The following is a 7,436-nucleotide window of genomic DNA, read 5'->3' on the forward strand; positions in this document are numbered from 1 at the left end:
TTTATCTCCCGCAAGATAAGCTTATACATACCGGATTCAGAGGCTTGGACATCTGTGATCACGAAGTGCTCTTGAGAAGAGGGAGCTTTGCTGTTTTCAGGGGAAATGATTACAACACTATCTTGAGGGTTTGGTGGTATTCCCCCGATGTCATTGATACAAAGATCAAGTTCCTTTCTTGCAATTGTGGTAGGGATTCTGCCACCGGCGTCCGATTCCGAATGTTTAATGCCGTAAATCGCTGTGATACGAAAAGATTGCTGGTTGTCCTTTCGCGTGTAGATGATGGGCTGCCCAAAAGTGTTGCGTACATCTTTAACCATTTGGTTTAGCAGCCCGTGCCATCGCATGTTATTTCGCTCCAATCACTGCTTTAAACAGCATTTCAGGGCGTGTGCAAATGTAAAGCGGATAGCTATAGACCTCCGGTTTTACCCATGCATTACGGTCGTGGTCGACGATAAGCATGGTGTAGAGAGGTCTTCCAACCGTGTTGGCAAAATCCAAGCTTTCCCCTGGTGCAAAGGTTTTTTGGAATACACCAGGCGCATCAACAGGAAAGAATTGACATTCATCAGGCTTAATTCCTATGGCGCGCTTTGTTCCAGCCTTCGCACTCACATTATAGTTGTGGATACTCCGGTAATTAATGAAAGTTACGCCTGCAAAGTCAAAACTACCAAAGCTCCCAGAGCCAATCGAACTTGGTGTTGCAACACCTCCGGCGCTATTGAGTGTCTGTGCTAAGGCTGTGTTTAAATAGGTCTCACGAATTGTTTTATGGTTTTTCAATTTGGAAAAGAATTCATTTCCACAAAGCCCAATAATGCGTGAACGATCAGAAAACGCTCCTTTTGAAGCTTCAATCATCCTCATAATGACTTGATCAACATGGTCCGCAACATTGGTTGTCTCATTATTTAATTTAAAATCAATCGGCTTTGGTGGTGCGATTTCCCATTCTTTGTACCAATCGACAATAACAGAGCCATCGGCATCAAGAACCACCCCTTGAACAGCGCCAAGTTGCATATTTTCCCATGTCAATTCTATTTCAGAAATCAGTTTCTTTTGTTTTCTGGCAATATATTTCATTGCTGTCTCTAACTGATCTTCTGCGCCAAATTCACGACGGTTCTGGATTTCTTCTGATTTTACGGTATCACTTTTGGCAATCCGTGTTGTTTTGAAAAACCGAAGATTACGACCCTCTCTATCACCTTCTGTCAAAGGTGCGCCACGTTCACTGGTTTGAATAAGCGAAAATGTATTATCACGCCGTTCAATACCAACCACTGTGGTACTGGTTTCAACTTCTTCAAAAAGATTAAGAGAACTTACAAGACCAGGTTGAAACTCATAGTTTTCGATGGCTTTCATCATTGTGATGCTTGAGAAAGCATCATGTTTAAAAAAATTCATATCCATGTGTGCATTCTCCTATCGCAATAGAATGTTGTTCTTGTCTTCGAAAGACTGAATGGCCGCGTTCTTTTGCTCATCCGTGATGGCATCTGGCCATAGCAGTTCAGAAGCTTTTACAGTGCATAAGCGTGCTGTAATTACGGCACGTTGATCTGCTTCTGTTGCGTCAATAGTGGCAAAAGAAATCCCTGCCGGTGTTTGACTGCCATCTGATGCTGCTGGATTAAGGGGGACATAGTGTTCCGTTGCGGTTATCTTTCCCATGACAGTTCCAGCTTCAATGAATGCTCCTGATGCAAACAGCACTTCTTCATTTGACATATCGGGGTCGTAGGGTCCAAGATAAGCGCCATTGCGTACGTCGTCATAAATAATATTCGTCATTTCACTGCCCTCCAAGCTGCTTCCCATTTTGCATGAATCTTTGCCTTGCTCGTCCCATCACTATGAGGGGTATAAGGCGAGACTTTTAAAGACGCGCTTTGAGAGCTAGCAGCCGTCAACACACACTGGCGTGCTTTCTCGAGACTCATACCGTTTTGAATAGCTTTTGCTGCGTCAAAAGAAACGCCTAAGTGCTTTGCTTGCCTTTCAAGGGTTGTTAGTGCTTTTGCGCGCTTTCTTTCTTTTTCAAGAGCAGCTTTTATGTTTTCCTGCTTGTCCTCATTGTCTTCATCTTCATCTTCGTTTTCTTCGTCGTCAAAGATTTCGGCGTTTTTGTCGATGTCACTATCGTCTTCGTCCTCTTCCTCGTCATTGATGATGTCGACGATCTTTTCGTCATCCTCTTCTTCAGCGCGGTATTGTGTGCGTGCCATGTGTTTTGTCCTTCTTTTTCTGTTGATGTTGGGTTTTGTGATATGGAATCCGTTAAGGCTTCCAAAGCTTGCGCAAGGGTGCCCTGCGCATCTGCTAATCCAAGCGTGATCGCTTGGGTGCCTATAAAAGTTTCTGCTTTTGTGTCACGAATTGCAGCAGCATTTAAGCGTCTGTTTTGCGCCACCAAATCGACAAACATCTCGTAGAGCAGGGCGCAATCGGCTTGCATTTTTATCTGTGCTGTATCGCTCAAGGGTTCATGAGGGTTGCCATGGGTTTTGTGATCACCTTCAAAGACAAAGGTCCATTTATGCCCGTGTTTTTCATCTGCACGGGACTGGTCAAGATGGGCACAAACAACTCCAATCGAGCCCACAACCCCTGTACGAGCTACCCATATTTGAGAAGCCGCACAAGCAATGGCATAAGCTGCAGAACAGGCAAACTCATTGGCATGTGCCCAAATGGGCTTGTCGTATTGTTTTGAGAGTGTTTGAAACTCTTCAACCAAATCAAACACACCACCGGCTTCTCCACCGCCGCTGTCAATATCAAATAAAACAGCGCGAACATCATGTTGTGCAATGGCTTCACGAAAAGAAGCCCTTAAACCTTCATAAGAGGTTAGCCCCGATAAAGCCCCAAGCCATGCACCGCGACGCACAAGCGTGCCATGAACCGGTAGGATAGCAACATTGTTTTGTACTACATAAGTTTCAGGGGGTCTTAAAGCCGTTGTATCCCCTTGCGCAAAAGCCCCAATGGGAAACTTTTCTCCCTCAAAAAGGCGTGGTGCAAGAGCATTCAAAATGATATCAAGCTTTGTCGAGGCAAGCATATGAGGAACCCCAAAAAGCCGTGATGCCAAAAACGGCATGTCGAGATTATTCACCATTTTTATGTGCCTCACTGCCTTGGTTACTTTCATAAGTCTCAGAAGGTTCTGAATCTGCTGTATCAATCACTTGATTTTCACCAGAAGGCGCTGCCATATCCGTGTCAAAAGATAAGCCGCGCGCACGAGCGTCTGTGTGCTCTTCTTGCAGTTCGGCATGAATGCTGTCGATATCAAAGCCACGCTCGGCAAGTGCCATGCGTCGTGTTTTCAAGCCTGCACGGATTTCTTCTTTTTCCGCTGAGATATCCTTGTTTGGATCAATCATTTCAAGCGGGGGTGCAAAGCTTTCACATTGAAGCCATGGCAAGGAATTTTCTTCCCACCCTGGCAAATTGACACATCCAGAAAGCACTGCCATTTCAACAAAACGCTCCCAAACAATGCGGTTAAACTGAAAGGCAATAATATGTTCACGCCATTGTTTAACATGACGTCTAAACTGAATGATGGAGGTACGCACATTTGAAAAATTGCCGCGCGTAACGTCCCCTGTCACAACGGCATAAGGCATATTAAGTGCTGCACAAATTTTCAAGATATTGCGAAATTGAAAAGCCTCATAAGAACCTCCAACCTCAACAGGATTTGAGAATGTAACTTCTTTATTCTCTCCTAAATAAAGAGATGCACCGGGCGCAATGACAGGTGCTTTGTATTCTTCTTCAACGTTGTTTTTATCACGATTATCGGATAATTTTTCGACGTTTGGTGAATTGTCCTTGACAAACGCCGCGAAAAGAGCCGCCGTCCTTTTTCTATCGAGTTCTGCGTCGTCATAGGATTCGAGTTGAAAGATCTTTGTCATACAGCGCGTTATTTTGGGAGAACCGCGCAATTGTCCGGCAATACGGCGCTCTTTGATGTGAAGGATCATTTCAGCGGGGACACGTATGCGTTCTTGACTCTTAAATGCTATGTTGGAAGGAGAAGCATCATAGGGGTGATGTTCCCAGAAATGATAAGCAACACGCTTACCACTGGCATTAAATTCAATTCCCATACGAATGTAATTGCCTTCAATCTCAGCCGGTCCATTGTAGGAAAGGTCCAACATTTCCGTGGGATAAACTTGCAACTGAAGAGGCACACCAGAGCGCCCGTAGAGATCAACATAATGCAATCTTACAAAGCACTCTCCGGTTAAAAATACTTCTCGTGCAATGGTTGCTTGCAGCCCATAAAAGCTGGTATCTTCATCATAATCGGCTTCATCAACCCATTGCCACCATAAGTCTAAAAGCTTTTTCTTTTCTTCTTGAAAGCCTTCAATACGAGGATAAGGTTTAATCCCATCACTTACAGCCGCAGAGACCCATTCCTCCGTTGCAGAACCATAAAGAGCTTCATTGTCATAAAGCCATCTTGAACGGGCAACAATGGTATCACCGCATTCCTCAATGGCTTTATTAATATGTTTTTTTGCGGGGTCAAAACCACCCATACGGCGGCTTTTGCTTGCCGCTTCAAAATGGGGATTGTGTTGACGAGAAATTTTAAAAAAGCCCGTGAGTTTATTGATAAAGCCAGCCATTAATAGCCTCGTGATATATTAAAATAGAACACGCGTGAACGCTTGCGTCCTTCAAGGTTGGCTATTTGTGTGTTCAGCATCTCAAGCGCTCTGCGCAGTTCCTCAACAGAACGGTTGCTTACTTGCTTATCGCCATGGCGCACCGATTGCGCACCCGAATAAAGAGCCTCTTCAATTTGTTCACGCCGCCTTTTTAAACTTTCCAGTCTGTCAGTTTTGCTGTTAATTGGTTCTAAAGTTTCATCCATAAATTACCTCCAATCCCCTTGCATATAAGGATTCATCACCGTTCTGGATTGTTTCCTTTGAGGTTGTGCTGTCTGAGATCTTCTTGGAGAAGGAGAGGGGGCATGTCTTGGTGTTGGCTGCTCTAAAGAGCCCTCAATTTTAAGTTTTTCCAAACGCTCTTCTAAGATATCGACTTCTCGATTAAGGTTTATTCCTGCCGAAATTAGACCTTGTAAAGCAGCATAAGCATAGACCCTACAGTCCAAGGCTTCATTTCTTGCCTTTTCGCTTTTTTGCCATTCAATGCGCTTGAAGCCTTTAAAATATTTGATGACTTTTCTTTCAGCGGTTAGCTGATCAAAATATTCCCGATCAAGGTTTTTGTGAAAGTGTGTTGCACCAGCCCCCGTTGCTTCAGGTCCCGATTTTTTAAATCGTGCCGTGATAATATCTTTCGCGGCATCAACCCCAACAATATAAAGATTAATCTGTCCTTTATTGTTTTTGCTTGGTCGGCGTGGCCATACCGCACGCCATCCCGCTTGCCCCTTAATTCCCCAGATACGCCGCCCCTCACGCGGGCGTACATAATTATAAACCGCCTGTGTATGTCCACCACCGGTATCAATACAAGCAGCTGTTATCCTAATTCCCTCTTTATAGCCTGTATGTGGCCAACGTTTTGCAAGATATTCATCCAATTGGTCCCATACTTCAAAAGAAGAGGGATCACCAAGGATCACTTGATAATCAATATGCCAACTTTCTTCACTACGCCCCCATCCCACCACTTCAAGTTCCAAGCGGTCATTTTGCACATCAATACCAGCTGTCAACACGACGGATTGTTCTGGTGCAAGGGGATAATCTTCGCGTTTTGCATAGAGGCTATCAGGATCAATAACTTCGCCTGTTCTGTCCTCCCATGGCTCTCCAAGAACTGTATTGACAAAAGGCTGTAGAAGAGCTGGATCATCCTTGGCATTTAAAAACTCTCTTGCACATTCCCCCCATGTAAGCCAAGGAGAATAGAGTGCCGAAATATGATAAGAACGCAAATTGGGTCTGCTTGACTCACTGGTTGGGACCCAGCATGCGCCTCTTTCTTCACACATGAGATCTGTTTTTCGGTGCTCGGCATGTTCATGACCACAATGGGCACAAACAAACACAGCTTTTTCGGGAGCCCCTTTCGGCCATTTGATTTGTGACCAAACAATCGGCTGGAGTGTACCACATGCATCACAAGGCACGTTGTAATATCGCTGGTCTCCTAGCACAAAATCCTTGGCAATACGGCTTGTGTCACGGTGGGTGGGTGTGGACAATTTAAAGATCTTTCGTTGTACAAAGGTCGAGGTACGCTTTTCCGCAATCATCACCGGATCACCTTCGTTATCCACACTGAGAGGATAACCATCCACTTCATCCAAAATCAGATAACGAATAGGCATGGAACGCAAACCAGCAGCACTGTTTGCCCCTGTAAGCATCAGTGCACCACCATCAAACTCTTTCGAAAACATGGTATTCCCGCTGTCACGTGCTCGTGCTGGGGCTATGCGTTCGCTTAAAGCAGGGCTTGCCATAATCATTGGATCAAGACGGGTTTTGGACAATTTCTTCGCTGTCTCAACCGTTGGCATCACATAAAGAGCAGGTCCCGGACTATAATGAATGGCATAACCGCAGAAATTTAATCCTGCTTCTGACATGCCGATCTGCGCCCCTTTCATGACAATGGTTGTTTCAATTGGCACGTAAGAGGAAAGATTATCCATGATTTCACGCAAATAGGGGGTACGCTTTGTTCTCCAAAGCCCAGGCTCAGCACTTGCTACCGTGCTAAGGTATCTATTCTTATCCGCCCATTGCGAAACCGTGTAGGGTGGGTCCGGTTGTCTTGCATTATTGGCATGGGAGAAAAATTCTTCGACTGCATTGTCATCCATTATTCGTTTCTTGCAAGTTCTCTAACTCTGGAGAATGAGGATCATGAAAAGGCACTAGAATATTAACCGCCTCAAGTAAAGCGGTTCTTATATAATAATCAATAGCACCAATAAGGCTGGCTGCATCACATCCAACTTGTGCAGCAATGCTTGCACCAAAACGATGAGGAAAATTCAACATAGCATCACGGTGCGCTCTTCCAAATTCACGCGCTGCCTTTTTCATTTCTTCTCGATCAACAGTGGTTTCGCGTAGTCGTTCAAGGGCAATCTTCTCGCTTTCAAGCGCAACTTGCATTCGCTCCAGTTTTATCTTGTATTCATTGGCTCCATCTGTAGAGGCTTGTTTGATCTTTGTCCGCGGTTGACCATCAGGCGCTAAAAATGGAGCAGGGCGTTTTGTTGGATTCTCATTCCAGATGGCTGTTGCAAGGGCTTCATTGACAGAACCATCTTCAAAAAGAGCCTTATCAAATTTACCTGTCTTTATCCGAGAAACCACCGCATTATGTGAAACACCCATCTTCTTCGCAAACGCACGAACCGATAAACCCTTACGCGTTTTCTTATTCATAGTTGCTCC

At 44.8% G+C, this 7,436-nt stretch carries 9 protein-coding genes; all 9 read right to left on the reverse strand.

Features of this window, described 5'->3' with window-relative positions; genetic code table 11:
- A partial coding sequence (locus ACFIQC_RS08900) for a hypothetical protein (protein ID WP_375707060.1) occupies nt 1-350 on the reverse strand: 350 nt, incomplete at its 3' end.
- Nucleotide 351: 1 nt separating this feature from the next.
- Nucleotides 352-1,428 (reverse strand): major capsid protein, encoded by a 1,077-nt coding sequence (locus tag ACFIQC_RS08905; RefSeq protein ID WP_273790318.1) that lies wholly within the window; start codon nt 1,426-1,428, stop codon nt 352-354.
- A 12-nt stretch (nt 1,429-1,440) separates the two neighbouring features.
- Nucleotides 1,441-1,809, reverse strand: a complete 369-nt coding sequence (locus ACFIQC_RS08910; RefSeq protein WP_375707061.1) for a head decoration protein — start codon at nt 1,807-1,809, stop codon at nt 1,441-1,443.
- Nucleotides 1,806-2,186: a hypothetical protein gene (locus ACFIQC_RS08915; protein WP_375640756.1), complete on the reverse strand. Its 381-nt coding sequence runs from the start codon at nt 2,184-2,186 to the stop codon at nt 1,806-1,808. The genes ACFIQC_RS08910 and ACFIQC_RS08915 overlap by 4 nt, the downstream gene beginning before the upstream one ends.
- A complete protein-coding gene (locus ACFIQC_RS08920) occupies nt 2,069-3,139 on the reverse strand; it encodes a S49 family peptidase (RefSeq protein ID WP_375707062.1) in 1,071 nt (356 codons plus the stop codon). Before ACFIQC_RS08920 ends, ACFIQC_RS08915 begins: the two co-directional genes overlap by 118 nt.
- Nucleotides 3,129-4,673 carry a phage portal protein gene (locus ACFIQC_RS08925; protein WP_375707063.1) on the reverse strand — a complete coding sequence of 515 codons (1,545 nt, stop codon included), beginning with the start codon at nt 4,671-4,673 and terminating at the stop codon, nt 3,129-3,131. The genes ACFIQC_RS08920 and ACFIQC_RS08925 overlap by 11 nt, the downstream gene beginning before the upstream one ends.
- On the reverse strand, nt 4,673-4,921 hold the full coding sequence (locus ACFIQC_RS08930) for a phage head-tail joining protein (protein ID WP_375707064.1): 249 nt from the start codon (nt 4,919-4,921) through the stop codon (nt 4,673-4,675). Before ACFIQC_RS08930 ends, ACFIQC_RS08925 begins: the two co-directional genes overlap by 1 nt.
- A 3-nt stretch (nt 4,922-4,924) precedes the next feature.
- Nucleotides 4,925-6,853 (reverse strand): phage terminase large subunit family protein, encoded by a 1,929-nt coding sequence (locus ACFIQC_RS08935; RefSeq protein WP_375707065.1) that lies wholly within the window; start codon nt 6,851-6,853, stop codon nt 4,925-4,927.
- Nucleotides 6,846-7,427, reverse strand: coding sequence for a hypothetical protein (locus ACFIQC_RS08940; protein WP_375707066.1), 582 nt, complete (start codon nt 7,425-7,427; stop codon nt 6,846-6,848). The genes ACFIQC_RS08935 and ACFIQC_RS08940 overlap by 8 nt, the downstream gene beginning before the upstream one ends.
- Nucleotides 7,428-7,436: the final 9 nt, after the last annotated feature.

The sequence above is a fragment of the Bartonella sp. AA126HLJHH genome (genome assembly GCF_042197425.1).
In the GTDB taxonomy this organism is placed as follows: Bacteria; Pseudomonadota; Alphaproteobacteria; order Rhizobiales; family Rhizobiaceae; genus Bartonella.